Raw genomic sequence first — 22,848 nt, 5'->3', positions numbered from 1 at the left:
AATTTGGCTAGGCGCGGTCATGTCGGATGGTTCCAACAGCACAGGACGGACAGTGGGGGCGGCGTCGCCTTCGCATGATGTGCGCGTGACAGCGATCGAGATTGTGGCGATTGTGGTCAGCCTGATCTGGCTGGTCGGGGTCGCGACATTCTTTCTGGTGCTGCCATCCGAGGGCGACGGGTCGGCGCAGATAGACAGCCTGCGGTTTGTCATGACCCTGATGGCGATTTTTCTGCCCATCGCCATGGTCTGGATCGCCGCCATGTCGGCCCGTTCGGCCAAGGTCGTGCGCGAGGAAAGCCGCCGGTTGCAGGCCGCGATTGACGGGATGCGCCAGACCTATGTGGCGGACCGTCAGGCGCGGGGGGCGGGGATCGAACCCACCGTGGAACGCAAGCTGAACGAAATCGCGCGCGCCACCCAAAAGACGGAAACCGCGTTGGCGACCTTTGCCACCTCGCGCCCGACAGCAGCCAAGATGCAGGCCGCGCCCAAGCCGCAACCGGTGCGCGGCGATGACCAGCCAAGCCTTGCGCTGGGCACCACCGCCGAAGACATTACACCGCCCATTTCCAAACCCGATCTGGTGCGCGCCTTGAATTTCCCGGACACCGAAGGGGATGAGGTCGGGTTTGCCGCCCTGCGCCGCGCATTGAAAGACCGGACAGCAAAACAGTTGATCCAGGCCAGTCAGGACGTTCTGACCCTGCTCAGTCAGGACGGAATTTACATGGACGATCTGCGCCCCGACCGTGCGCGGCCCGAAATCTGGCGCAAATTCGCACACGGCGAACGCGGAAAGACCGTCGCTTCCCTTGGCGGGGTGCGCGACCGGTCGTCGCTGGCGTTGACGGCGGGGCGGATGCGCGAGGACACGATCTTTCGCGATGCCGCCCATCACTTCCTGCGCAAGTATGACCAGATGCTGGTCACGTTCGAGGCCGATGCCTCGGACGAAGATCTGGCCGCACTGGCCGAAACCCGCACCAGCCGTGCCTTTATGCTGCTGGGCCGTGTGACGGGTGCTTTCGACTAGCCCCGACAGACCCATCCCCGAAACAGCGTTTTCAGCGGGTCACACGCGCCGGACCATGGTTGTGGCGCGTTCGAACCCGAATATATATCGCAATGGCCCAAGGCGGTGGTCGCCCGCGTCGACAAAGCCTTCGCGCAGATAAAGGGCGCGGGCGCGCGGGTTTGTGTCGATCACATCAAGGCGCACTTCGGCAAAACCACGGCCGATAGCCTCGCGATAGATGGCCTCCAGCAAACAGGTCCCGACGCCCTGTCCGCGCGCCCCGTCGCTGACGAAAATGCCGTCCATCAGGAACCGTGCGTTTTCAGTGTCCCGTTCCAGCAAGGACAGAAGAAGCGTGCGCCAGACCCCGCCCGCATACCCGTAATGGCGGCGGATGTCGGACCAGTCGCCGCCCACCAGCGCACCTTTGATGGTCTTGAACCCGGCCACACCCAGCAACGCACCGGCATCGTCGCGCGCACATAGCGCATGTGCCGGATCCAGCACTTCACGGACAAAGGCAATCGCGCGTTTGTCCGGCCCCATAACGCGCCCCAGTTTTGACCCGAAGGCCTGCCAGTACATGCCCGCAATCTGATCACGTTCGCGATCGTCAAATCCGGCGGAAACCCTCATGCGGGAACCCCGAAAATCCACCCTTCGGAATTGGGCGGCACGTCAAGGGTGCGGCCAAGGGCGGGGCCGTCCATCGCGGCGATGATCTGCGTTAACGTATGCACCTGTACAGCGTCCTTGATCGGGTGCAGCGCTGCATTTGCGGTCACCTCGTTTGCGTAAAGGGACGGCCAGATTTCGACAAAGGCCACGGGCGTTTCAAGGGGCTCGAACGGCCAGACGGAAATTTTGCCCGCAAAGCGGCGGCGCAGACGTTCCAGCACCGGCAGGCCCATCAGGGTCTGCGACCCGACAGCGCCAGCGCCCGCCAGTTGCCAGACCGGAAAGGCCCCCTTGATGCGGGTTTCCACCTGCCTGCGTTCGGCAAACGCGCGACAGGTGCGGTCCCGCCCCTTGCGCGGCAATGCGTCGATGTCGGTGGCGGAGGCATTGCCCCAGAACGGCCCGATCCCGTCGAAACGTGCGTTGATCAACCCCGCGACTTCGAACCGGTTGTTGGCCTGCGGGCTGTCCATGATGTGGTCTTCCAGCCAGCCCCAGATCGCCAGCGGATCGTCGTGCCCTGTGACCGCTGCGGTAAAGCCTTCGGGAAAGCCGAAGGCGAAATCGAAGCCCACGAACACACGGCGACCGAATTTCAATTCTTCGTCCAGTGTGGCCCGCAGCCAGAATTCCACCAGCTGCCGGTTGCGGAAATACATGGGCGGCTTTTGCGTCCCGTAGTGCCAGACAGAGGCCCAGATGGCGTCTGTGCTGGGCGTTGTCGGGCGCTGATTGCCGCCGGACCAGTCGATGGTGATAATGGTGTCGAACGTCATATCCAGGCGTGTGCGTCTTTCAGGTCGTCAGGGGTGTTGATGTTGAAAAAGCTTCCGGGGGTGGTGTCTGGAAACAGGGCACGGGCGGCATTGTGATCCTCCAGAAAGGTGCGGACCTTGCGCTGCCCCTGTTCAAGATACTCCGCCAGCGCAGGCCGCAGCGCCACAGGCCAAAGCGCGAACGTCCCGTGCAGCCCCGCACCATCGCAGGCCACAGAAAGCCCATGGGACGTGTTCAGTGCGGCCAGTTGCAGGCGGGGCACCAGATCGCAGGGAAAAAACGGTGTGTCGACCGCGACAGTGGCCACATGGCTGTGACCGGTGCCTTCGGCATGGATCATACCGGCAAGGACGCCGGCCAGCGGCCCCGCATAATCCGCAATCGTATCCTGAATCACCCTGTAACCGGTGCTGACCGGTGCGGCCGCGTTCACAACAACCGCGTCCACCTGTGGGTCAAGCCTGTCACTGCAGCGATCCAGCAACCGGCGCCCGCCCAGCATTACATCCGCCTTGGAGACGTGTCCCATCCGCTGGCCACGTCCTCCGGCCAGGATAAGCCCCAATGGTTTACGCATCACGGCCTTTGCGGTTTCGATGTTCCGGCGCGCGCATCGCGTCCCTCTGGTTGCCAAGAATTCGGGCCGCCGGTATGGGCGGTTGAACCAAGTGTAGGACAGGACAATGGACGGGGCGACCACGAAATCACTTTACTGGCAGGGCGTGCGCGCGGGCGTGCCGTTTCTGTTGGTCGTCATGCCGTTCGGCCTGCTGTTCGGGGTGGTCGCGACCGAAGCGGGATTGACCGCATGGCAGACCATGGCCTTTTCATCGGTCGTCTTTGCAGGGGCGTCCCAGTTTGCCGCGCTGCAGCTGATGGTCGAAAATGCGCCCATGGCGATCGTCGTGGCCACCGCTCTCGCCGTCAATTTGCGCATGGCGATGTATTCGGCGTCCCTTGCGACCTATCTTGGCGATGCGCCGTTTCTGACCCGCGCCCTGGTGGCGTATGTCAATGTGGATCAAAGCTATGCTGTGGCGGTCAATACGTTCGAAGACAGGCCGGATCTGACAACGCCCCAGAAAGTCGGGTATTTCTTCGGGGCGGTGACACCCATCGTGCCGATGTGGATTGTCGCGACTGCACTCGGTGTCTGGCTGGGGGAGGGCATCCCGCCGTCCATGGCCCTCGATTTTGCGGTGCCCATTTGTTTTCTGGCCATCATCGCGCCGATGATGCGCACGCTGGCGCATATGCTTGCCGCCGTGACGTCCATCGTTGTGGCCTTGTTGCTGGCCGGGGTGCCCTACAATCTGGGTCTGCTGGCGGCCGCAGGCACGGCTATGATCGTCGGCGCGCAGGTTGAAGTGTGGCAGGACCAAAGGACGCGCAGATGAGCGATTTTTACATCTGGTCGATCATCGCAATTCTGGCCGTCGGCACCTACCTGATCCGGTTTTCATTTCTGGGCCTGATCGCGGGCCGGGATTTGCCGGACTGGGTGCTGCGGCACCTGCGCTATACAGCGGTGGCCGTGTTGCCGGGTCTGGTGGCCCCGCTGGTTCTGTGGCCTGACGCGACGGACGGACAGCCCGATCCTGCACGGCTGAGCGCGGCATTGGTGACATTCGGCGTCGGCATTCTGACGCGCAATGTGGTCGCCGCAATCCTGTGCGGCGGGGCGACGCTTTATGGGATGTTATGGGCGCTGGGCGCGGGCTGACAGGGCGGGCCGGAGGTCACTGACCGGCGCGAATGGCGGCGTCGATCTGGGCCGCGGCCACGGCCTTGTCCTCGCTGTCGTCTTCATAATATTCGCGCGACCGGACCCCGGGAAGCGCCCCGAATTCATCGGCCAGACGGTTCGGGAACAGGCTGGAGGTGATCGTCCCGAATCCCGGCAGCTTGCCCAGCATCCTTGACGTGTGGCGTGTGCAGGCCGCCTTGGGTGTGGGGCCATTGGCAATCGCCAGACGCAGGGCCATTTCCGCCACTTCGGGGGCGACATCAATTTCCTGTATCAAGGTGAAATAGGTCAACCGCGAATGATACGAGATATAGAACTGTTCCACGCGCGGGGTGACACCGAAATGGACATCGTTGCGTTCGGGAATGGTCGGATGCCCGAAAGTGCCTGCAGGGTCCCACAGCACGCGTTCGCTGGCGTTGATCATCAGCCCGCTGTGCGCGCCGTTGCCGGACTGGACGTTTTTCATCGTCAGCAGCGTCAAACGCGGAGGGCCGGGATGGACGTAGCGCACGCGGTCCAGATCGGATTGTGACGCCAGAACCTCGTCCCGCAGGACAGTATTGCCGCACGCAGCAAGGGCCGCAGGGGCCGTCAGAAGAAACGTGCGGCGTTTCATGCTCTTAGGCCCCGACGAGGGCGAGGAAGATCAACGCCACGATGATGATAACCGTGCCTTTTGTAACCATGCTCATGAAGCCTTCGAAGGTCTTTTCCTGAACTTTGATGTCCATTTCGCCGTGCTTGTGATCAGCCATGATATGTTCCCTTTCGTGTGTTGTGCGTGCCTTAGCGCATCGGTGCAGGCTTGTCAGCCCCGAACGCTTGGGTCAGGTCGTCACATCTGTGTCTTCGGTCAGATCAGCCGCCAGACGAAAGCCGATCCGGTTGGGTTCTGCGGCGGCCACCGGTTTGGGCAGGGCGCGCAGCATGACGGACAACTGGCTGACGTGTTGAACAAGCTGGGTTTTTGTTCCCGCAGGGTCTTTGCCGTAAAAGGTGATGATATCGGGGTCGAAAAACCCCATGCCTTCGATGCGGATCACGCCAGTGTCTCCACCTGCGAAGCCCATGGCGACCTCATGTTCGTTATCAAGCTGCTTTTCGAAGTTCTGGATATAGAGAATCAGACGTTCATAGGCCCAGCGCGCGGGGCTTTTGGGGCCGTCGTTTTTCTTCAGCGCACTGGCGTCGGGTTTGACGGCGTCGGGGTCGGTGTGAACCTCATGCAGGACGGCGCTTTCCAGCGCTTCGGCGGATGTTTTGATGGCGTCGTTCATGGGGGCGTCTTTCGTCAAAGCGGCAGGGCGGTGGTGTCTTTGATGTCTTCCATAACGAAACTGGCGGAAATGTCCGATACAGAAATCCGTGAAGTCAGACGTTTGTAGAACCGGTCATAGGCCGCCATATCCGCCAGCTGCACCTTGAGGACGTAATCCAGATCGCCGGTCATGCGGTAGGCGGCGGTGATTTCGGGCAGGGCTTCGACCGCGATGGCAAAGTCGCTGCGCCATGCGTCTGAGTGGTGATCGGTGCGGATCATGACCAGCACAGACAGCGGACAGCCCACCTTGTCCGCGTCCAGCAAGGCCACCCGTTTGCGGATGATGCCTGCGCTTTCAAGTGTTTTGATCCGCCGCCAGCAGGCGTTGCGCGACAGGGCCACGCGGTCAGACAGGGCATCGACAGACAGGGTGGCGTCTTTTTGCAGTTCGGCCAATATGGCGTGGTCTATTTTATCAATCTGGTTCGTCATATCGGGATAATATCCCAAGAAGGGGCGTCATGGCCAGTCTGATTGGGACGCGCCCGCCAGATCAGACCCCTATCATGGGACCAACAAAGGAGCATCCCATGACCGACCTGACACCCCCGACCCGCCGCAGCCTTGCCGATCGTTGGTTTCTGTCCCATCCCGCCACCGTGGGGGAGACGTATTTCCAGCACATGCGCTTTGCTGCCACCTTTTGTTTCTGGCTGACCGTGGCCGCAGGTGCGGCTTTGATCCACGCGGTTGTGCCTGCTTTATGTGAAACGACCGCCAGCCGGATTTTGCGCCGCCTTGTAGCGCGCATGGACGCGCGGCACTGATATGTGCCGCATCGCTGCCTACACAGGCCCTGCTATTCCGCTGGAAAATATCATCATCAAGCCGCGTCATTCCCTGCTTGAGCAAAGCCAGCACGCGACGGAGGCCAAGCTGGCCGTCAACGGCGACGGCTTTGGCATCGCGTGGTATGATCACGGCGAGGCTCCGGGCCTTTATCGCGATGTGCTGCCCGCTTGGGCCGATGACAATCTGACGTCGCTGTGCCGGATGGTCCGGTCGCGGCTGTTTTTGTCCCACGTGCGCGCCAGCACCATGGGGGAGACCAGCCGCCAGAATTGCCACCCGTTTCAGGTGGGCCGCTGGTCGTTCATGCACAACGGGCAGGTGCCCCATTTCCCTGCGATCCGCCGGAGGTTGGAACAGGCTTTGCCTGATGATCTTTACGCCGCGCGGCGCGGGTCCACCGACAGTGAGATGATTTTTCTGACGCTATTGGCCCACGGTCTGGCCGATGATCCGGACGCCGCCATCGCGCGCACGTTGGAGGTGTTGGGCAACGGCCCCGCGCCGGTGAAGATCACATGTGTGTTCTCAGATGGGGAGGCGCTTTACGGGTTTCGGTATGCGTCCAAAGGGCCTGCGCCGACGCTTTATGCCTCTGGTCTCCTCGACAATGGGGGGCGCGCTTTCGCGTCTGAGGCGCTGGACGGTGGCCAGTGGGATGCGGTACCAGAAAACCGGATTGTCAGGCTGACAAACCCCGCCGCCCGTCAGGTGGCCTGAAACAGATAGGCCCCGTCTTCGCCCAAGGTGCGCGTGGCTTGGCCGGTTTGGTGCAGGTGGTTGAGATGGGCCAGCGCCTCAACCAAGGCCAGCCCGTAGGTGCCTTCGTCGATGGTGCGCTTGAACAGGGGGGCAAAACATTCGCCGCCGCGTTTGGGCGTGTCGATGAAGGCCAACAGCCGTTTGAGCGCGCCGTGGTGGTTGTCGATCAGCTGGCGCATCCGCGTGGGCAGACCGGTGAAGGGCAGTTTGTGGCCGCCCAAAACCAGATGATCGTCCCGCGCGAAAGGGGCCAGACGTTCGCAAGCCTCCAACCATTCGGCCAGCGGATCGGCATCGGGTTCGGTGGGATAAACGCCGATGTTGGGACTGATGGACGGCAGCAGTTGATCGCCCCCGATGACCAGGTTGTCATCGCGCGACCAGAAGGTCGCATGTTCCGGCGCGTGACCATTGCCCATGCGGATGTCCCACGTGCGCCCGCCCATGCGGATCGTGCCGCCTTCTTGCAGGCGGGTGAAGCCCAGCGGCATGGGATGCACACAATCGGCAAAGTTGAAGGGCCGGTCCTTGGCGCGTTTTTCCAGCATGTCGGCGGACATGCCCGCGCGGCGGTAGAACTCCATCGACCGTGCGGGGTAGGCGGGCTGTTCGTCCAGCGTCAGCATCCGCGCCATCAGCCACGCGGTGCGTGGCATGGCCAATTCGGCGCCGGCGTCCTGAAACCAACCGGCAAGGCCGATGTGATCAGGGTGGTGATGCGTGCCGATGACGCGGGTGACGGGTTTGCCTGCCAGTGGCCCCTTAAGCAGGCCTTCCCAGATCGCACGGGTCTTGCGGCTGTCAAAGCCGGTGTCAATGACCGTCCAGCCGTCGCCGTCATCCAGCGCGTAGACGTTCACGTGATCCAGCGCCATCGGGAGCGGCAGACGCATCCAGAGGATGCCGTCGGCCACGGGGGTCGCCTCACCCGCTTGGGGTGGTTCGGGCCATGGGTATGTGATGGGGGCTGTCATGCCAGTGGCCTAGCGGAAATTCCGTCAGGCCACCAGATCATCCACAGACAGCGCCATCAGATCATCCGCCCCTTCGCGCACATGGGCCAAAAGGCCCGCGTGTTCGGGCAACAGACGTTTGATGTAGAACGTCGCCAGTCGCTTCCGGCTTTCATCGCCCTGCAAGGCGGCCGTCAGGTGATAGTGCCCGCCCAAGACCCGCGCAAAGGCACGCAGGTAGGGGACCGCCCCTGCAAAGCGGTCATCCATGTCCTGACCCACCAGCCATTCAGTCGTTTCGCGCAAGGATTCGCAGGCCTGCCAGACCGGTTCCACCAGATCGGGGAGCGTGTCTTTGGCGGCTTCGGCGGCGGCCTCAATCTCATCCAGCAGGGCAAAGGCCGCATCGCCGCCGTCCATCATCTTGCGTGCCACAAGGTCCATGGCCTGAATGCCGTTGGTGCCTTCATAGATCGTGGCCACGCGGACGTCGCGGGCATATTGCGCGGCGCCTGTTTCCTCGATGAAGCCCATGCCGCCGTGGGCCTGAATGCCGGTGGCCGCGACCTCAACCCCGATATCGGTGCCGAAGGCTTTGGAAATCGGCGTCAGCAGTGCGGCCCGCGCTTTCCAGCCCGCATCGCCCGTGGCGTTGGACATGTCGATAGCCACCGCATTGGCCATGGTGATGGCGCGGGCGGCGAAGGTATCGGCCTTCATCGACGCCAGCATCCGGCGCACGTCGGCGTGTTCCACAATGGCCCCGCTGCCCCCCGCGCGGCCCTGTTTGCGGTCCATCGCATAGGCCAGCGCGTGCTGGTAGGCGGCTTCGGCCACGCCGACGCCTTGGGTGGCCACACCCACGCGGGCGTTGTTCATCATGGTGAACATGGCCGCCATGCCGCCGTGTTCCGGCCCCACCAGCCAGCCGCGGGCATTGTCGTATTCCATCACGGCAGTGGGGGAGCCGTGCAGACCCATTTTATGTTCAAGGCTGACCACCCGCAGGCTGTTGCGGTCACCCAATGTTCCGTCTTCATTGGGAATAAATTTCGGGACCATGAACAGGCTGATGCCCTTGGTGCCGGGCACGCCATCGGGCAGGCGGGCCAGCACAAGGTGGCAGACGTTTTCGGTGAAATCGTTGTCGGCCCATGAGATATAGATTTTCTGACCGCTGATCGCGTAGGACCCGTCGCCGTTGGGTTCCGCCTTTGACCGCAGGGCGCCCACGTCTGATCCGGCCTGCGGTTCGGTCAGGTTCATTGTGCCGGTCCATTCACCCGAGATCAGCTTGGGCAGATAGGTGTCCTTGATCGCATCCGACGCGTGATGTTCCAGAGCCTCGATCTGGCCCTGACACATCAGCGGGTTCAACTGCAAAGACAGGCAGGCACCGGCCATCATGTCGTTGACGGATGTGGCCAGTGTCAGCGGCAGGCCCATGCCGCCGTATTCCGGATCTGCGGAAATGCCGATCCAGCCGCCTTCCGCGATGGCCTTGAACCCGTCGCCAAACCCCGGTGATGTCCGCACGATGCCGTTTTCCAACCGTGCGGGGTGCATGTCGCCCGGCCGCTGCAAGGGGGCCAGAACCTCGTCGCACAGCTTGGCGGCTTCGGTGATGATCGCGTCGCAGGTGTCTGGCGTGGCCTCTGCGTAACGGTCGGTGGCTGCGACCAGATCGAAGCCCACGACATGATCCATCAGGAACCGGAATTCGTTGGCAGGCGAACGATAGGGCATGACGTGCTCCTTGGGTGGGGTTCTTGGATTCGGCGCGTATGGCGCGTATGTGGCGGATGTTACAACAAAGGTGATCGCCATGGGCCGCCCAATCAACCAAAACGCGACGTCATGACCGTCGTGACCACACGGACATTCACGCCTGACGCGGCGGGGCTGTCGCAGGCCGCAGCAGTTCTGGGCGACGGTGGCCTTGTGGCCTTCCCGACCGAGACTGTTTACGGCCTTGGCGTTGATGCGCGCAATTCCGACGCCGTGGCGCGGCTTTATGCGGCCAAAGGCCGGCCCGGTTTCAATCCGTTGATCGTGCATGTGGCGTCCCTGGACGCGGCAGAGGCCTATGTCGAATTTGACGACACCGCCCGCGCCTTGGCGCAGGCATTTTGGCCCGGTGCCTTGACCTTGGTGCTGCCCCTGCGCGCCGATGCCGGTATTTCGCCGCTGGTGACGGCGGGGTTGGATACCTTGGCCATTCGGGTGCCGGATCACGGGGTGGCGGCCGCATTGCTGGCCGCATTTGACGGGCCGATTGCGGCCCCGTCCGCCAATCCGTCGGGGCAGGTCAGCCCCACGAAGGCGGCCCATGTGGCCGACCATATGACTGGAATTATCGACGGGATCGTCGACGGTGGCGATTGCCCCGTAGGGGTGGAATCAACGATCGTTGCAACGCAGCCCCGCCCAACATTGTTGCGGGCAGGCGGCCTTCCGGCGGAGGCGATTGCCAACGCTGTGGGCCAAGATTTGGCCATGGCAGGGGATGCCGATGCGCCGACGTCGCCGGGGCAGCTTGCATCGCATTATGCGCCCAAAGGGACCGTGCGGCTGAATGCGGTGGATATCAACGAAGGGGAGGTTTTGCTGGGCTTCGGCGCCGTCGATGCCCCGCTGAATCTGTCGCCTTCGGGCGATCTGGTTGAGGCTGCGGCCCGCCTGTTTGATGCGCTGCACCAGCTCAATGCCATGGGCGCTGCACAGATTGCGGTGTCCCCGATCCCCGATCACGGGCTAGGGGCGGCGATCAATGACCGCCTGCGCCGTGCCGCAGCCCCGAGGTCAGGCTGATCCGCCCGACGACGATAGCATCAACGGATCAATGCCCAGCACCTTCAGTGCGGCTGTCCATTTGTGCTCGGCGGCACGGCCAAACAGGATGTCATCGGTCGCGTCAGCGACCAGCCAGCCGTTTTGCGCAATCTCTCCCTCCAACTGGCCTGGCCCCCAACCGGCATACCCCAGCCCCAGCATCGACCGTTTCGGACCCGCGCCCGTGGCGATATCTTCGAGGATGTCGAGCGTCGCGGTCATGGCAATGCCCGCCGCCACCTCCATCGTGCCGGCACCTGACGCATAATCAGCGGTGTGCAAGACGAACCCCCGCCCTGTTTCAACAGGTCCGCCATAGTGGACACGCACATCGGTCGCCAATTCGCCGTCATCAATGGACAGCTGTTCCAGCAGATCGGTGAAACGGATCTCCGGCGTTGGTTTGTTGACGATAAGCCCCATCGCGCCCTCGCGCGCATGGGCGCACATGTAAATCACCGACTTTTCAAACCGCGGATCGCCCATATCGGGCATCGCGATCAAAAGCTTTCCGGTCAGGTCGATCGTATCCGTCATGGTTCGACTGTGGGGGTCTGCCCTGTGCTGTGCAAGGGGGCGCAGGCGCGGATATGACAAAGACCTAACCCAAACGTGACTTTCTATTGTCACACCCATCAGCGAAAGACAGGGCATGACACACCGGATTCTCAATGTCGCCCTTGCGGCCCTGACCGCCCTGCCGTTCGCCAATACCCTGGCCGCAAACCCCGCCGACGGGGTGGTGGAGCTTGAGGTGCTGCCCGGCTGGCGCACGCAGGCTGGCACCCATATGGCGGGGCTGGAAATCACGCTGGCACCAGGGTGGAAAACCTATTGGCGGGTGCCCGGTGATGGCGGCATCCCGCCGCGCTTTGCTTGGGACGGGTCCGAAAACCTGCAGGGCGTCGCGCTGCACTGGCCGGTGCCTGAGGTCAGCCGCATCAACAACATGCGCTCCATCGGGTATGAGGGGATCGTCGTCATTCCCGTCGAACTGGCGCTGGACAACGCAGATGCGCCCGCCCGTCTGGCCGGCCGTGTCCAGATTGGCGTGTGCGAGGAAATTTGCGTGCCGGTGATGCTGTCCTTCGACGCGGCGCTGCCCGTGGACGGGCGGCGCGATGCGGCGATTGTGGCGTCCTTGGTCGATCGGCCCCGCACCGCCAACGAGGCAGGTGTGGGCGACGTGTCCTGTGCCATCAGCCCGATTGACGGCGGGCTGCGGGTCATTGCGGAAATTCCGATGCCGCCCATGGGCACGGACGAAGAGGTCGTCATCGAAAGCGGCGATCAGCAGGTCTGGGTGTCCGAACCCCATACGTGGCGCGAAGGTCCGCGCCTTTATGCGTCCTCCGACATGATCCACGTGGACCGCGACGGGTTTACCGTGAACCGGTCCGACATGCGGATCACGGTGATCGCAGGTGGCCAGTCGGTGGACATTGAGGGATGCGTCGCAGGTTAGGTGATGCGTCGTCGGCGGCTGAACGCCACGACCAATCCCGCCGCAATATAGACTACGACCAACCAGACCATTGTCATCAGCAAAAACAGCCCCAACGCCGCGCCCGTACCCGCATAAAGCATCGGCAGAGCTGCGGCCAAGGGCGCCCACGGCGTGCCGGTGGCCAGGATCGGCAAGACAATCGCAGCAAACAAACCGGCCACACCAAGGGCAGCAATGCGCACGGGCCATGCAATCGCGCCCGTGCGGCTGGCAAGCCCGCGTTTCGCCGATCGCACCTGCACGCCCACATCTCCCTGCATCGCCATGAGCGACGGCACGATAAACAGCACCAGCACCATGCCAAAGCCCAACCCGTAGACCAGCGTGATCACCGTGGGTTTCAGGAATTCAGCCTGTGACGACCCTTCGTAAAGCAGCGGCGCAAGGCCCAGAACCGTCGTCAAAGTGGTCAACAACACAGGGCGCAACCGGTCGCTGACGCCGTCGATGATCGCAGGCACCAACCCGCGTGTTTCGGCGTATTCGTCGATGGTTTTGACCAGCACGATACTGTCGTTGATGATAATGCCGGTCATGCCCAGCAACCCCACGACCGTGAACATCGACAGGGGCACATCCCATTGCGCATGCCCGTAGATGGTGCCGATCAGACCAAAGGGGATGATCGCCATAACGACCAGCGGGCGCGACCAGCTTTGGAAAATCCACGCCAGCACCAGAAAAATCCCTGTGAGGCAAAAGATCAGCCCCACCCGCGCATCGTTGAGGAATTCATCCTCCTGCTCGCTCAATCCCGACAGGGACGATGACACGCTATAGGCGCTTTGGATGCGGGGCAGTATATCGCTTTGGATCAACTCCTGAATTTCGGCGGCGCGGTCGGCGTCGTCATCTGTCAGATCGCCGGTGACGGAAATCAACTGCACCCCGTTTTCGCGTGTCACCGTGCTGAAGCCCGTGCGCGATTGCACTGTCACGATGTCGGCAAGCGGCACGTAGATGCCACTGGCCGCGCGCATTTGCGTCCGGTCGAGGAAATCCGCCGTCAACTCGCCATCCGGCAATTCCACCCTGATCGTGGCAGATCGCGGCCCGTCGGGGTAGGTCGCGGCCTCGATCCCGCCAAGGCGGTTGCGCAACACGCGCCCCAGCCCGTCGATGGTAAAGCCCAGTGCCTGCCCCTGCGGGGTCAATTCAAGGATCAATTCTTCTTTGTCGTAGGACAGCGAATCCTCCAACGCGGAGACTTCGCCAAACTGCGCCAGTTCCGCCTTCAACGCCTCTGCGGCCTCTTTCAACACGTCCGAATTGGCCCCGAACAGCTGGATGTCGATGTCATCCCCGCCAGGGCCGGATGCCCAGGACCGGAAGCTGACAGTTTCGACCATGGGGTGGCGGATCACGCGGTCTTGCAGTTCGGCCACAAAGGCAAAGCTGGAATAGGGGCGGCTGTCGGCGTCGATCAGTTCAATCGCAATCGCGCCCAACTGGTCCGCATCCTTGGTAGCGGCCCCCGCAATGCCACGGCCCGAATTACCACCGATTTCCGCGATGACATAGTCCAACGGGTTGGTCCCATGTTCCGCCTCATATTCCGCGCCCAAGGCCTCCGTGACCTCTTGCAGCGATTGCATCATTTCCAGCGTGTCTTCGCGGGTTGCACCGGGCAGCATGGCGAAATTGCCGGTGACACTGCCCTGTTCGGGCGCGTTGAAAAACCGCCATTGCACATCGCCCCGGATCAATCCGCTGACCTGTACGGCCAGCAGCACCACCGCCAGCGCCATGACCGGATAGCGCGCCCAGATCACTCCCGCCATGAACGGACGGAACAGCCTGTCCTTGACCCAGTCAAAGCCACGGTTCACCACGCGGGACGGGGCGTCGTACCACTTTTGCCCGCCTTCGCCGGCTTTCAGCGCTTTGTACATGTGGTGGGGCAGGATCAGGAAACATTCGATCAGCGAGGCGATCAGAACGACGATGACAGTGAATGGGATGTCGGCGATCAGATCCCCGAACCGCCCGCCCACGAGGACCAGCGCGAAAAAGGCGATGATGGTTGTCAGCGTGGCCGAGAACACGGGGCTGAACATCTTTTTGGCCGCATTCTCAGCGGCCTCAGCGGGGCTTTCACCCAGCTTGCGGTGGCGATAATCGGCGTGCTCACCCACCACGATGGCGTCATCCACCACAATGCCCAGCGTGATGATCAACGCAAATAGGGAGATCATGTTGATCGTCAGGCCCGCTGCCCACATCAGGGCTATCGCACCGGCAAGGGCCACGGGAATACCGGCGGCGACCCAGAACGCGGTGCGCGCATTCAAAAACAGAAACAACAGCGCCACAACAAGGGCCAGACCAAGGGCTGCATTTTCATAAAGGATGTTCAAACGGCCCGTGATCAGTTCGGCGCGGGCACGGATCAGCTCAATACTGCTGCCTTGCGGCAGGGTTGCGGCATAGGCATCCGCCACCTGTTGCACGGTGTTTTGCACGTCGATGGCGTCACCCGTGGCGGCGCGGTCCACGCGGATGGTGATGGCCGGATCGTCGCCTACGAAATAGGCGCGTTCACGGTCGACCCCTTCCACAAACACCTGCCCCACGTCGCCAATAGTCAGGGTGGCACCGCTGGCGTCTGTGCGCAGGGCAATCGCCTCAATCTCATCGGCGGTGCGTTTTTCGACGCCGGTGCGCACGCGGGCCGCCCCGGACACGTCGCCTGCGGGGTCGGCGTTGACCTCCTCCGCGATGGCAGCGGCGATGTCCTGCATGGTGACGTCGTAGCGGATCAGTGCCAGCGACGGCACTTCGATGATGGTGGACGGGGCCGCGACGCCGCGAATGGTGGTGCGTGTGACGCCTTGGGCGAACAGGCGCACGGTGAATTCATCGGCAAACCGGCCCAGCTGTTCGGGGGCGACGGGGCCGGTGATGACCACATCCGTCACCCGGTCCGACCATTGTCCGCGCCGCACGTTGGGGTCTTCGGCGTCGTCGGGCAGGTTGGATGTGGCATCCACGGCCAGTTGCACGTCTTCGGTCGCTTTCGCCATGTCCCAACCGGGTTCAAACTCCATCGAAATCCGTGCACTGCCTTCGGAGGATGTGGAGGTCGTGTTCGTGACCCCCTCGACCGCCAGAAGCGCAGGCTGCAAGACCTGAACGATGGCCGCGTCCACGTCTTCGGCCCCGGCACCGGACCACTGGACCGACACGCTGACGTTGTCGATGATCACATCGGGGAAGAATTGTGCGCGCATCTTGGGGTAGGCCGCGATGCCAGCGGCCAGCAAGACCACCATCAACAGGTTCGCCGCCGTGCGGTGACGGGTGAGGTAGGACAGGATGCCGCCGGGTTTGAGCATGGCCTAGCTCCCCATCCGGTCTTCGATATTGGCAACCACGTCGGAGGGGACCTCGTCTTGTTCCAACTGCCCGATGATGCGCGTTTTGACGGGCGGCGGCATGCGGCTTTCTTCGACAAAGGCGATCAGGCGCGCGCGACGGTCGTCTTCCAGCGTGATCATCTCGACCGGCTCGGGGACCTCCGGTTCGGCGTCGGGATCAATCGGCTGGACCGCGATGCCCTGCCCCAGAAGGGGTGAGCGTTCGGCGACGATTTGGCGGCCATACGCCTCGGGCGCGCGGATGAGGACATCGTCGCCTTGGCGGCGCAACACATCGACCGACACCTCAACCAGACGGTTTTCCTCACCCAGCATCAGCACGGTTTCATTGGCCCCCACAGCGGTGGACGGCACACGGGCCACGCCGCGCAATACAGGCTCTGTCACCGAAACGGTGACAAAGTCACCGGGCCGCAGGGCTGCGGTGGTTTCGATTTTGGCAAACAGCAATCGCCCCGTCTGGCCTTCGCCCACAATGGCGCTTTCACGGGTGATCTGGCCGTCGGCCGTCAAGGTCAGGCCCTGCGCCTGCAGTGTGACCGTCACAGGCGCGGCGTTAAGCGTCCCGTCCTCACCCACAAGGCGGGCATATTGCGCCGTGGACAGCCGAAACGATACCTCAAGGTCGTCTTTCTGGATCAGTTCCCCCAAGGTTTCATTGGCGGTCACCCGTTCGCCTCGCGCTACGGATACGCCGGTCAACGTTCCGGCGAAGGGCGCGAAAATTTCTGTGTCGGTCAGGGCGCGGTCCGCATCGGCAAGGTTCAGTTCGGCCCGGTCCAGACGGGTCGCCGCCTGATCCAGCCGCGCCTGCGCCTGTGCTTCGGCCTGACGGCGCGACAGGACCGCCTGTCGCGCGGCGGATACGGCCAGTTCTGCCGTCTCGATGGCCGCAGCTGTGCCCACGCCCCGACTGGCAAGGTCCTGCTGGCGGGTCAGCGCCTGTTGGCGCAAGACAACCTGATCCTCGGCGGCGGCCAGTTCGTCCCGCGCCAGAACAAGGGCACGGTCGGCATCGCGCTGCTCTGCCTCGGCATCGCGCAGATCGGCGGCCAGACGATCACGGGCGGATTGGGCATCGCGGGGGTCGATGCGCACCAGCACCTCTCCTTCGGTCACGCGCCCGCCGTCAACGAAATTCGGGGACACCTCAAGAACCGTCCCGCCGGACAGGGCGCGGATGTCCAATGTGTTGGCGCTGGCCAGTTCGCCAAAGACCATCAATTCAGGGGCAATCGTCTGCGGGATCACGTCGACCACATTGACCGACAACACCCGTTCGCGCTGCGGAAAACTGCGCGGCTCGGCGTTCATGCGTTCCTGCACGGCCAGCCTGACCGTATTGCCGGCCCAAGCAAACAGCGCCAGCGTCGCGGCCAGAAGGAACAGACCAACAAGGGATCGCCTCAGAAACTGCATCAAAACACTCCTACAAACATCCCAAGACCTAGGCCGCATTCATGCGGTTCCCAGGTGTATCAGGTACGGATCATACGGCGCGGCGGATCATTTCCGTCGCTGGTGTTCATCCAGTCGCGGCAGAATTTCAACGAAGTTGCAGGGTCGGTGCCGATAATCGAGCTGCTTGACGAGGATTTCGTCCCACGCATCCTTGCACGCGCCGGTGCTGCCAGGCAGCGCGAACAGGTATGTGCCATTGGCCACACCGCCCGTCGCGCGGCTTTGAACCGCTGATGTCCCGATCTTGGCCATGGACACATGGGTAAAGACGGTGCCGAAGGCGTCGATTTCTTTTTCATAGACGTCGCGGTGCGCCTCAACCGTGACATCGCGCCCCGTGAGGCCGGTGCCGCCCGTGGTCAAAATCACGTCAACATCCGGGTCCGCGCACCATGCGCGCAACTGATCGGCAATTTGCGCGCGTTCATCGCGCAGGATTTTTCGATCAGCGAGGATGTGGCCCGCGTCTTGCAGACGGTCCACCAGCGTCTGGCCGGACCGGTCTTCGTCAAGGCTGCGGGTGTCGCTGACGCTCAGGATGGCGATGCGCACGGGGATGAAATCGCGGGTCATATCAAGGGTCATGTCAGGTCTTTCAACCGCGCTTTCAGCGCCAGAAGGTCCGCCCAAGCGTCCCGTTTCGCGGCCCCATTGGCCATCAGGAAAGACGGCGCAAAGATTGGCAGGGCAGGGCGGTCCACCGCCTTGGCCCATGTGCCGCGCAACCGTGTCATGCCGCTGCGGCCCAGCAGGGCCTGACAGGGACCGTTGCCCATCAGCACAATCAATTTCGGGGCCGCCAGTTCGATGTGACGCTTCAGGAACGGCTCCATCATGGCGAGTTCGTCTGCATTCGCGTCACGGTTCTGGGGCGGGTTCCACGGACAGACAGGCGCAATATAAACCGACGTTTCACCCACGCGGGATAACCCGATTGCCCCGATCATCTTGTCAAACAAAACGCCGGATCGTCCCGACATAATCTGGCCCGCACGGTCATCTTCGCGATCAGGCGCGTCGGTGACGATCATCACAGCGGACCCCGCCACGCCATCGGCGAAGATAAAATTGCGCGCACCGTTTTTCAGATCGCAATGCTCGAAGGCGAACATCGCCGCCTGCAATCCTTCAAGATCGGATGCAGCGGCTGCGGCCTCGCGGGCGACCTGCACCGCGTCAATGTCCACCGGTTCCGGCGCGGGCGGTGGGGCCTCGGCCACGGGGGCCGCTTTGGGCGCAGGCTTTTTCGCCCCCAGCGCATAACGGTCAACGGGGGTGTCGCAGATGGCCTCATCCGCGCCCATCTCGACCTGCCAGTCAAGAAGCGCTTTCGATGTCCAATACTCCGCAGCCGATTCCATGCCGTACCCTACCGCGCCCGTGCAGGGACTTCACGTGCTGATCTTGCCGCGCCTTGCACCGGCCCCTATAACCGCCAAAACCCCGATCGGAGGCCCAATGTCATTTCGCGCGTCGCACCTTCTTGGCATCGAACACCTTCAGGCCCCCGAAATCACCACCCTGTTGGATCTGGCGGACCAATACGCCGAACACAACCGCATCGGTCGTCCCCACCGCGACGTGCTGGAGGGGCTGACCCAGATCAACATGTTCTTCGAAAACTCCACCCGGACACAGGCGAGTTTCGAGATCGCAGGCAAGCGCCTTGGTGCCGATGTGATGAACATGGCGATGCAGGCCAGTTCCATCAAAAAGGGGGAGACGCTGATCGACACGGCGTTGACCCTGAATGCGATGCGCCCCGATTTGCTGGTTGTGCGGCACCCCAATTCCGGTGCGGTGGACCTTTTGGCGCAAAAGGTGAATTGCGCTGTGTTGAACGCAGGCGACGGGCGGCATGAACACCCCACGCAGGCCCTGCTGGATGCGCTGACCATCCGCCGCGCCAAGGGGCGGTTGCACCGTCTGTCGATTGCGATTTGTGGTGATGTGGCGCACAGCCGCGTGGCGCGGTCAAATATCATGTTGCTGGGCAAAATGGAAAACCGCGTGCGTCTGGTCGGCCCGCCCACGCTGTTGCCCAGCGGGGTGGAAGAGTTCGGGGTCGAGGTCTTCCACGACATGCGCGAGGGTCTGCGCGACGTGGACGTTGTCATGATGCTCCGCCTGCAAAAGGAACGCATGGACGGCGGGTTCATCCCGTCGGAACGCGAATATTTCCACCGCTACGGTCTGGATTCCGAAAAGCTGTCCCATGCCAAGGATGACGCCATCGTCATGCATCCCGGCCCGATGAACCGCGGCGTGGAAATCGACGGTCAGATCGCGGACGACATCAACCGCAGCGTCATTCAGGAACAGGTTGAAATGGGTGTGGCCGTGCGCATGGCCGCGATGGACCTTTTGGCGCGCAACCTGCGCGCAGCGCGGGGCGCAAAAGCGGCGGGCGTCATGGCATGAGCGGCCCACCGCTGGAAGCCGGCGAACAGATCGTCTTTGATCACGTACCGTCCTTGCGCCGGTTCAAACGCACCGCGCTGTTGATGATCGTTTTGACATTGCTTCCTGTCGCAGCCTTTTTGATCGTCTTTCCGGATACCTTCTGGCCCGCAGTGCCCCTTTTTGTAACGACCGTTCTTCTGGCACAGGAACGTGTCCGCCTTGGCCGCCACCGCGCATGGATCACCAACCGGCGGATCATTATGCAGGGCGGACAGGCCATCACGCTTGCCGATATCGCGGGCACACGTACGGAGGGGAACGGCCTTCGCCTGCACCTTGACGGGAACATCGGCAAGGGACCGAAGTTGTTTTATCCCGAGGATGGCGATGCCCTTGCAACTGCCATCATGACAGCCAAAGGAAACGCGCCATGATCGACGGCACCACAGTGACCCCGCACGAACACGGCCTCGTCCGTGTCTTCAAACTGGACCCGCAACTGGCCATGGATATCGGCCACCACGGTGTCTACGACCGGCTGTTCAAGGCGCTGGGGGTCAAGGCACTTGATGAAAGCGACATCCAGCAACTGCGGCCAAGCACCCTCGAAGACATGACCGTCACCGACTTCCTGCGTGCCGGTTACGAGGTCAATGAAGACGACATTGCAGCACATGAATTTGCGCTCAACGGTCTGGACAATTTCGAAGGGCTCTTGCTTCTTGTCCGCTCGGGCGCCTTTGCCAACCGGCCCGTAACCCTGCCCTCCGACGGCGAGGCCACCTTGATCGCCACCTTGCGGGAACCTGACAGCGATGTCACATTTGACCCCCTGCCCAATCCCGATCCGCAGGCCGCATTGTCCGATGCGCCACAAAAGAAAGCCCCGTCAGATGCAGCCATGTCGGGCCGTGTGGCCACCCTCGCGCTGCTCGTTCTGGCGGTTCTGGTGATCGTCATGATCTGGGTGGCAAGCTAGGCCCGCACAAATCCGTTTACCCCGTAGGCTGGGCGGTGCAAAAGGAACCCCATGAAGACGCTCCTTGAAAATGCCCGCCTGATTGATCCCGAAACCGGCACCGAGACGCGTGGCGCGTTGATGATTGACGGCGGGGTGATCGGCGACGCCGCAGACGCGCCGGACCAGACCATTGACTGTCACGGTCAATGCCTTGCCCCCGGCATTGTCGACATCGGCGTCAAAGTCTCCGAACCCGGTGAGCGTCACAAGGAAAGCTTTGCCTCTGCCGGTCGTGCCGCCGTCGCAGGTGGCATCACCACCATCGTCACCCGCCCCGACACCGATCCGGCCATCGACACGCCTGAAACGCTCGAATTTGTCGAACGCCGCGCCAGTATCGACGCCGCCGTCAACGTGTTGCCCATGGCCGCCCTGACGAAGGCCCGCGCGGGCCGTGAGATGACCGAAATCGGGTTTCTGATGGATGCGGGTGCCGTAGCCTTCACCGATTGCGACCGCGTGATCACCGACACCAAGGTTTTCAGCCGCGCGCTGACCTATGCCCGATCCTGCGGCGCGCTGGTCGTGGGCCACGTGCAGGAACCTGGCCTGTCCTCTGGCGGGGCTGTGACCTCCGGCAAATTCGCAACCCTGCGCGGGCTGTCCGGCGTGTCGCCCATGGCCGAACGCATGGGGCTTGACCGTGATGTGGCGCTGCTTGAAATGACCGGGGCGGCCTACCACGTGGATCAGATCACCACCGCACGCGCCTTGCCTGCTTTGGAACGGGCGAAGGCCAACGGGTTGGACATCACCGCAGGTGTGGGCATCCACCACCTGACGCTGAATGAAATGGACGTGGCCGACTACCGCACGTTCTTCAAACTCAAACCGCCCTTGCGCGCCGAAGAGGACCGTTTGGCGGTGGTTGAGGCCGTGGCCTCCGGCCTCATCGACATCATCTGTTCCATGCACACCCCGCAGGATGAGGAATCCAAACGTCTGCCATACGAGGAGGCCGCAAGCGGTGCCGTGGCCCTGGAAACCCTGCTGCCTGCCGCCCTGCGGCTGGTGCACAACGGCTATTTGGATATGCCCACTTTGTTCCGTGCCCTGTCGCTGAACCCCGCCAAAAGACTTGGCCTGTCCGGCGGGCGCCTGACGCCGGGCGCGCCTGCCGATCTGGTGCTGTTTGATCCCGATGCCAGCCACCGTCTGGACCGCTTCGCGCTGAAATCGAAATCCAAAAACACCCCCTTCGACGGGACCATCCTGCAGGGCCGCGTCACAGCCACCTACGTGGGCGGCGTAAATATGACGGAGGCACTGGATGCCTGACATCATCAACAGCCTGCCCACCTTCGCGCTCTGGGCCGTGATCGCCTATCTGATCGGGTCTATTCCGTCCGGCGTGATCATCGCGCGCGTGATGGGGCTGGGCAACCTGCGCGACATCGGGTCGGGCAACATCGGGGCGACGAATGTCTTGCGCACAGGGTCCAAAAAGGCGGCGGCCCTGACGCTTCTTTTTGATGCTGGCAAAGGCCTTGTGGCCGTCCTGTTAGCGCGCGCTATCGCGGGTCCGGACGTGGCACAACTGGCGGGTTTTGCGGCAATGATCGGGCATTGCTTTCCGGTCTGGCTCAAATTCAACGGCGGCAAAGGTGTGGCCACCTTCTATGGCGTCCTGTTCGGCGTCATCTGGCCCGTGGGCCTCATTGCCGCAGTGGCATGGCTTGCCACCGCAGCCCTCCTGCGCTTTTCGTCTCTGGCCGCGCTGGTGGCCGCCCTCAGCGCGCCCATCGCAGGCTTTATGGGCTGGCCTCACGTTTTCTTTCTGACCCTCGCCCTTTGCGCGCTGATCTTCGCGCGCCACCGCGCCAATATCCACCGTCTGCTGGCCGGCGAAGAAAGCAAGATCGGCCAAAAGTGAGTTTTGCCCAAAAGCTCGCAAAGCTGCCCTTGGGCACTTTTCGCGGTCAGGCCCATGGCAAAGACTGGATCGTCACCCGCGCCCATGTCGCAAACGGTAAGGGCGAAAAACTTGTGGCCGAGGCGCTGGACGGTTCAGACTACATCAGCCTCAACCTCTATCATCTTGCCGCGGGCGATCTCCTCAAACCTTGTGAAATGTCGCAGGCCAAAGTCCGCGCCTTTGTGGCCGACCTCACCGTCAGCGACTGATTTTCGTTTCGTTTTGCCACAAATACTCCACGGGGGTCTGGGGGTGTGAAACCCCCAGGTATCGCGGGGGTCTGG

27 protein-coding genes are annotated in these 22,848 nt (G+C 62.6%); 13 read left to right on the top strand and 14 right to left on the bottom strand.

From position 1 onward, the window contains the following. The first annotated feature begins 19 nt into the window (after window positions 1-19). Window positions 20-1,036, top strand: coding sequence for a hypothetical protein (locus QZ653_RS00900; RefSeq protein ID WP_296417072.1), 1,017 nt, complete (start codon window positions 20-22; stop codon window positions 1,034-1,036). 39 nt (window positions 1,037-1,075) lie between these two features. Here the strand turns inward: QZ653_RS00900 and QZ653_RS00895 are convergent, their stop codons facing one another. The 3 genes from QZ653_RS00895 to mobA are packed head-to-tail and all read right to left on the bottom strand — an operon-like array spanning window position 1,076 to window position 3,050. Beyond that, window positions 1,076-1,654, bottom strand: a complete 579-nt coding sequence (locus tag QZ653_RS00895) for a GNAT family N-acetyltransferase (protein ID WP_296417071.1) — start codon at window positions 1,652-1,654, stop codon at window positions 1,076-1,078. Then, on the bottom strand, window positions 1,651-2,472 hold the full coding sequence (locus QZ653_RS00890; protein WP_296417070.1) for a molybdopterin guanine dinucleotide synthesis: 822 nt from the start codon (window positions 2,470-2,472) through the stop codon (window positions 1,651-1,653). The genes QZ653_RS00895 and QZ653_RS00890 overlap by 4 nt, the downstream gene beginning before the upstream one ends. After that, on the bottom strand, window positions 2,469-3,050 hold the full coding sequence (gene mobA / locus QZ653_RS00885) for a molybdenum cofactor guanylyltransferase MobA (protein WP_296417069.1): 582 nt from the start codon (window positions 3,048-3,050) through the stop codon (window positions 2,469-2,471). The genes QZ653_RS00890 and mobA overlap by 4 nt, the downstream gene beginning before the upstream one ends. Before the next feature lie 106 nt (window positions 3,051-3,156). Here mobA and QZ653_RS00880 point away from each other — a divergent pair, with 106 nt between their 5' ends. Continuing rightward, window positions 3,157-3,870, top strand: a complete 714-nt coding sequence (locus QZ653_RS00880; RefSeq protein WP_296417068.1) for an AzlC family ABC transporter permease — start codon at window positions 3,157-3,159, stop codon at window positions 3,868-3,870. Beyond that, on the top strand, window positions 3,867-4,196 hold the full coding sequence (locus QZ653_RS00875) for an AzlD domain-containing protein (RefSeq protein ID WP_296417067.1): 330 nt from the start codon (window positions 3,867-3,869) through the stop codon (window positions 4,194-4,196). Before QZ653_RS00880 ends, QZ653_RS00875 begins: the two co-directional genes overlap by 4 nt. Window positions 4,197-4,212: 16 nt before the next feature. Here the strand turns inward: QZ653_RS00875 and QZ653_RS00870 are convergent, their stop codons facing one another. From QZ653_RS00870 to QZ653_RS00855, 4 genes are all read right to left on the bottom strand, one after another. Next, a complete protein-coding gene (locus QZ653_RS00870; RefSeq protein ID WP_296417066.1) occupies window positions 4,213-4,839 on the bottom strand; it encodes a hypothetical protein in 627 nt (208 codons plus the stop codon). A gap of 4 nt (window positions 4,840-4,843) precedes the next feature. Continuing rightward, a complete protein-coding gene (locus QZ653_RS00865; protein ID WP_296417065.1) occupies window positions 4,844-4,978 on the bottom strand; it encodes an aa3-type cytochrome c oxidase subunit IV in 135 nt (44 codons plus the stop codon). 72 nt (window positions 4,979-5,050) lie between these two features. After that, window positions 5,051-5,500, bottom strand: a complete 450-nt coding sequence (locus QZ653_RS00860) for a DUF6173 family protein (RefSeq protein ID WP_296417064.1) — start codon at window positions 5,498-5,500, stop codon at window positions 5,051-5,053. Window positions 5,501-5,514: 14 nt separating this feature from the next. Beyond that, window positions 5,515-5,976 carry an Lrp/AsnC family transcriptional regulator gene (locus QZ653_RS00855; RefSeq protein WP_296417063.1) on the bottom strand — a complete coding sequence of 154 codons (462 nt, stop codon included), beginning with the start codon at window positions 5,974-5,976 and terminating at the stop codon, window positions 5,515-5,517. 98 nt (window positions 5,977-6,074) lie between these two features. Between QZ653_RS00855 and QZ653_RS00850 the strand changes: the two genes are divergently transcribed. Beyond that, window positions 6,075-6,311, top strand: coding sequence for a DUF6356 family protein (locus QZ653_RS00850; protein WP_296417062.1), 237 nt, complete (start codon window positions 6,075-6,077; stop codon window positions 6,309-6,311). A 1-nt stretch (window position 6,312) separates the two neighbouring features. Further along, window positions 6,313-7,053, top strand: coding sequence for a class II glutamine amidotransferase (locus QZ653_RS00845; protein WP_296417061.1), 741 nt, complete (start codon window positions 6,313-6,315; stop codon window positions 7,051-7,053). Here QZ653_RS00845 and QZ653_RS00840 read toward each other — a convergent pair. Both QZ653_RS00840 and QZ653_RS00835 read right to left on the bottom strand, forming a co-directional pair. Beyond that, window positions 7,041-8,069, bottom strand: coding sequence for an MBL fold metallo-hydrolase (locus QZ653_RS00840; RefSeq protein ID WP_296417060.1), 1,029 nt, complete (start codon window positions 8,067-8,069; stop codon window positions 7,041-7,043). The genes QZ653_RS00845 and QZ653_RS00840 overlap by 13 nt on opposite strands. Before the next feature lie 24 nt (window positions 8,070-8,093). Further along, the gene (locus tag QZ653_RS00835; protein WP_296417059.1) at window positions 8,094-9,794 is read right to left on the bottom strand and encodes an acyl-CoA dehydrogenase; all 1,701 of its coding nucleotides are present in this window, start codon (window positions 9,792-9,794) and stop codon (window positions 8,094-8,096) included. 111 nt (window positions 9,795-9,905) lie between these two features. On the opposite strand from QZ653_RS00835, the gene QZ653_RS00830 reads away from it, so the two are divergent. After that, entirely contained in the window at window positions 9,906-10,859 is a 954-nt protein-coding gene (locus QZ653_RS00830) for an L-threonylcarbamoyladenylate synthase (protein ID WP_296417058.1), read from the top strand. Here QZ653_RS00830 and QZ653_RS00825 read toward each other — a convergent pair. Next, on the bottom strand, window positions 10,851-11,417 hold the full coding sequence (locus tag QZ653_RS00825) for a YqgE/AlgH family protein (protein ID WP_296417057.1): 567 nt from the start codon (window positions 11,415-11,417) through the stop codon (window positions 10,851-10,853). The genes QZ653_RS00830 and QZ653_RS00825 overlap by 9 nt on opposite strands. 115 nt (window positions 11,418-11,532) lie before the next feature. Between QZ653_RS00825 and QZ653_RS00820 the strand changes: the two genes are divergently transcribed. Next, window positions 11,533-12,345 carry a protein-disulfide reductase DsbD domain-containing protein gene (locus QZ653_RS00820; protein ID WP_296417056.1) on the top strand — a complete coding sequence of 271 codons (813 nt, stop codon included), beginning with the start codon at window positions 11,533-11,535 and terminating at the stop codon, window positions 12,343-12,345. Here QZ653_RS00820 and QZ653_RS00815 read toward each other — a convergent pair. The 4 genes from QZ653_RS00815 to QZ653_RS00800 form a co-directional block, all read right to left on the bottom strand. Then, on the bottom strand, window positions 12,342-15,722 hold the full coding sequence (locus tag QZ653_RS00815; RefSeq protein WP_296417054.1) for an efflux RND transporter permease subunit: 3,381 nt from the start codon (window positions 15,720-15,722) through the stop codon (window positions 12,342-12,344). The genes QZ653_RS00820 and QZ653_RS00815 overlap by 4 nt on opposite strands. A gap of 3 nt (window positions 15,723-15,725) precedes the next feature. Then, window positions 15,726-17,183: an efflux RND transporter periplasmic adaptor subunit gene (locus tag QZ653_RS00810; RefSeq protein WP_296417052.1), complete on the bottom strand. Its 1,458-nt coding sequence runs from the start codon at window positions 17,181-17,183 to the stop codon at window positions 15,726-15,728. An 87-nt stretch (window positions 17,184-17,270) separates the two neighbouring features. Beyond that, window positions 17,271-17,810: a molybdenum cofactor biosynthesis protein B gene (gene moaB, locus QZ653_RS00805; RefSeq protein ID WP_296417051.1), complete on the bottom strand. Its 540-nt coding sequence runs from the start codon at window positions 17,808-17,810 to the stop codon at window positions 17,271-17,273. Continuing rightward, the gene (locus QZ653_RS00800) at window positions 17,807-18,586 is read right to left on the bottom strand and encodes a uracil-DNA glycosylase (RefSeq protein ID WP_296417050.1); all 780 of its coding nucleotides are present in this window, start codon (window positions 18,584-18,586) and stop codon (window positions 17,807-17,809) included. The genes moaB and QZ653_RS00800 overlap by 4 nt, the downstream gene beginning before the upstream one ends. A gap of 97 nt (window positions 18,587-18,683) precedes the next feature. Here QZ653_RS00800 and QZ653_RS00795 point away from each other — a divergent pair, with 97 nt between their 5' ends. The 6 genes from QZ653_RS00795 to QZ653_RS00770 are packed head-to-tail and all read left to right on the top strand — an operon-like array spanning window position 18,684 to window position 22,773. After that, entirely contained in the window at window positions 18,684-19,646 is a 963-nt protein-coding gene (locus QZ653_RS00795) for an aspartate carbamoyltransferase catalytic subunit (RefSeq protein WP_296417049.1), read from the top strand. Next, on the top strand, window positions 19,643-20,062 hold the full coding sequence (locus tag QZ653_RS00790) for a hypothetical protein (RefSeq protein ID WP_296417048.1): 420 nt from the start codon (window positions 19,643-19,645) through the stop codon (window positions 20,060-20,062). The genes QZ653_RS00795 and QZ653_RS00790 overlap by 4 nt, the downstream gene beginning before the upstream one ends. After that, window positions 20,059-20,607 carry a hypothetical protein gene (locus QZ653_RS00785; protein ID WP_296417047.1) on the top strand — a complete coding sequence of 183 codons (549 nt, stop codon included), beginning with the start codon at window positions 20,059-20,061 and terminating at the stop codon, window positions 20,605-20,607. The genes QZ653_RS00790 and QZ653_RS00785 overlap by 4 nt, the downstream gene beginning before the upstream one ends. 51 nt (window positions 20,608-20,658) lie before the next feature. Then, entirely contained in the window at window positions 20,659-21,927 is a 1,269-nt protein-coding gene (pyrC, locus tag QZ653_RS00780) for a dihydroorotase (RefSeq protein ID WP_296417046.1), read from the top strand. Further along, the gene (gene plsY, locus QZ653_RS00775) at window positions 21,920-22,522 is read left to right on the top strand and encodes a glycerol-3-phosphate 1-O-acyltransferase PlsY (RefSeq protein ID WP_296417045.1); all 603 of its coding nucleotides are present in this window, start codon (window positions 21,920-21,922) and stop codon (window positions 22,520-22,522) included. The genes pyrC and plsY overlap by 8 nt, the downstream gene beginning before the upstream one ends. Further along, the gene (locus tag QZ653_RS00770) at window positions 22,519-22,773 is read left to right on the top strand and encodes a hypothetical protein (protein WP_296417044.1); all 255 of its coding nucleotides are present in this window, start codon (window positions 22,519-22,521) and stop codon (window positions 22,771-22,773) included. The genes plsY and QZ653_RS00770 overlap by 4 nt, the downstream gene beginning before the upstream one ends. Window positions 22,774-22,848: the final 75 nt, after the last annotated feature.

Origin of the sequence: Pseudooctadecabacter sp. (assembly GCF_020627745.1) — a bacterium.
Taxonomy (GTDB): Bacteria; Pseudomonadota; Alphaproteobacteria; order Rhodobacterales; family Rhodobacteraceae; genus Octadecabacter.
This window is presented reverse-complemented; position numbering and strand designations above follow the sequence as displayed.

Coding starts and splice junctions, on each gene's coding strand:
- QZ653_RS00900 (WP_296417072.1), top strand. CDS start 20: ATGTCGGATGGTTCCAACAGCACAGGACGGACAGTGGGGGCGGCGTCG.
- QZ653_RS00895 (WP_296417071.1), bottom strand. CDS start 1,654: ATGAGGGTTTCCGCCGGATTTGACGATCGCGAACGTGATCAGATTGCG.
- QZ653_RS00890 (WP_296417070.1), bottom strand. CDS start 2,472: ATGACGTTCGACACCATTATCACCATCGACTGGTCCGGCGGCAATCAG.
- mobA (WP_296417069.1), bottom strand. CDS start 3,050: ATGCGTAAACCATTGGGGCTTATCCTGGCCGGAGGACGTGGCCAGCGG.
- QZ653_RS00880 (WP_296417068.1), top strand. CDS start 3,157: ATGGACGGGGCGACCACGAAATCACTTTACTGGCAGGGCGTGCGCGCG.
- QZ653_RS00875 (WP_296417067.1), top strand. CDS start 3,867: ATGAGCGATTTTTACATCTGGTCGATCATCGCAATTCTGGCCGTCGGC.
- QZ653_RS00870 (WP_296417066.1), bottom strand. CDS start 4,839: ATGAAACGCCGCACGTTTCTTCTGACGGCCCCTGCGGCCCTTGCTGCG.
- QZ653_RS00865 (WP_296417065.1), bottom strand. CDS start 4,978: ATGGCTGATCACAAGCACGGCGAAATGGACATCAAAGTTCAGGAAAAG.
- QZ653_RS00860 (WP_296417064.1), bottom strand. CDS start 5,500: ATGAACGACGCCATCAAAACATCCGCCGAAGCGCTGGAAAGCGCCGTC.
- QZ653_RS00855 (WP_296417063.1), bottom strand. CDS start 5,976: ATGACGAACCAGATTGATAAAATAGACCACGCCATATTGGCCGAACTG.
- QZ653_RS00850 (WP_296417062.1), top strand. CDS start 6,075: ATGACCGACCTGACACCCCCGACCCGCCGCAGCCTTGCCGATCGTTGG.
- QZ653_RS00845 (WP_296417061.1), top strand. CDS start 6,313: ATGTGCCGCATCGCTGCCTACACAGGCCCTGCTATTCCGCTGGAAAAT.
- QZ653_RS00840 (WP_296417060.1), bottom strand. CDS start 8,069: ATGACAGCCCCCATCACATACCCATGGCCCGAACCACCCCAAGCGGGT.
- QZ653_RS00835 (WP_296417059.1), bottom strand. CDS start 9,794: ATGCCCTATCGTTCGCCTGCCAACGAATTCCGGTTCCTGATGGATCAT.
- QZ653_RS00830 (WP_296417058.1), top strand. CDS start 9,906: ATGACCGTCGTGACCACACGGACATTCACGCCTGACGCGGCGGGGCTG.
- QZ653_RS00825 (WP_296417057.1), bottom strand. CDS start 11,417: ATGACGGATACGATCGACCTGACCGGAAAGCTTTTGATCGCGATGCCC.
- QZ653_RS00820 (WP_296417056.1), top strand. CDS start 11,533: ATGACACACCGGATTCTCAATGTCGCCCTTGCGGCCCTGACCGCCCTG.
- QZ653_RS00815 (WP_296417054.1), bottom strand. CDS start 15,722: ATGCTCAAACCCGGCGGCATCCTGTCCTACCTCACCCGTCACCGCACG.
- QZ653_RS00810 (WP_296417052.1), bottom strand. CDS start 17,183: ATGCAGTTTCTGAGGCGATCCCTTGTTGGTCTGTTCCTTCTGGCCGCG.
- moaB (WP_296417051.1), bottom strand. CDS start 17,810: ATGACCCTTGATATGACCCGCGATTTCATCCCCGTGCGCATCGCCATC.
- QZ653_RS00800 (WP_296417050.1), bottom strand. CDS start 18,586: ATGGAATCGGCTGCGGAGTATTGGACATCGAAAGCGCTTCTTGACTGG.
- QZ653_RS00795 (WP_296417049.1), top strand. CDS start 18,684: ATGTCATTTCGCGCGTCGCACCTTCTTGGCATCGAACACCTTCAGGCC.
- QZ653_RS00790 (WP_296417048.1), top strand. CDS start 19,643: ATGAGCGGCCCACCGCTGGAAGCCGGCGAACAGATCGTCTTTGATCAC.
- QZ653_RS00785 (WP_296417047.1), top strand. CDS start 20,059: ATGATCGACGGCACCACAGTGACCCCGCACGAACACGGCCTCGTCCGT.
- pyrC (WP_296417046.1), top strand. CDS start 20,659: ATGAAGACGCTCCTTGAAAATGCCCGCCTGATTGATCCCGAAACCGGC.
- plsY (WP_296417045.1), top strand. CDS start 21,920: ATGCCTGACATCATCAACAGCCTGCCCACCTTCGCGCTCTGGGCCGTG.